Below are 820 nucleotides of genomic sequence, written 5' to 3'. Positions count from 1 at the left end.
TCTGGGTTGCCCACTGGTGATCAGCCGCATTGAGCTTGAAATCAACTCTGCCTATGGAAAGGACTGGAGTGATATCAGTCAGGATTCAGCCAACGTCGTGATTCGCGATGAGCTGGAAGCGCAATACAAAGGCACGTTCAGCGAAGCGGGTGAAAGTACTTTCTATGGCCAATGCCAGTGGTTGTTCCGTACTGCTGGGTCCAAACGACGCATCGTAAAAATCCTCGACTGCAAAAAAACCAACCCACAGGGCGAGCTTGGACGTGGGCGTCCTTTCGCGGCGTACACCCTCGATCAGCTACCGGGTAAGACCGTGAGGATGAAGATCAAATTGGCGGACGAGGAAAGACCCGCCATTGGAGACACTTGGGTGAAGGTGCCGAACGGTTGGAAACGCTGCATGGGGGAAAACTTTGAAGATCAAGATGCGTACTGCTTCGGTAACTACAAGGACTTCAGCACGTTTCAAATGCCCGACGGACAGACATGCACCATTTATCCCGGCTGTACGGAATAAGGCCCTACCCCATGACTACGTCCCACTCAAAAATACATGCGCTGTTGCGTAACGCAGGCTTGGGTTGTTCCATGGCGTTAATCGTTGGTTGCGCCAACAAACAAGCGAACACTTTTGTCTTTACCGCTGATCTGCCGCCAGACTTTGCCTACCAAGCCGTTGCGGTGTACGTGCCCGCCAAAGGGCAGACCTGCACCGTACCGGGCGGCAGAAATACGGAGGTCGGGTACAACCTGCAATGGCGGAAAAGTTACCAGCCGAATTCAGAAATTGATCTGTATAGAACAGTCAGCGGCTGCCCAC

The 820-nt window shown here is 53.0% G+C and carries 1 protein-coding gene and 1 pseudogene; both read left to right on the top strand.

The genetic code is table 11. The annotated features are described in order from the left end of the window. On the top strand, positions 1-517 hold a 517-nt coding region (locus tag AC09SL_RS29450; RefSeq protein ID WP_479572002.1), incomplete at its 5' end, for a hypothetical protein. 11 nt (positions 518-528) lie between these two features. Next, positions 529-820 (top strand): annotated as a pseudogene (locus AC09SL_RS29445) (hypothetical protein); the annotation flags it as partial.

Source organism: Pseudomonas sp. PF05, assembly GCF_056521845.1.
Note: the sequence above shows the minus strand (reverse complement) of the source record. Positions and strands in the feature narration are given on the sequence as shown.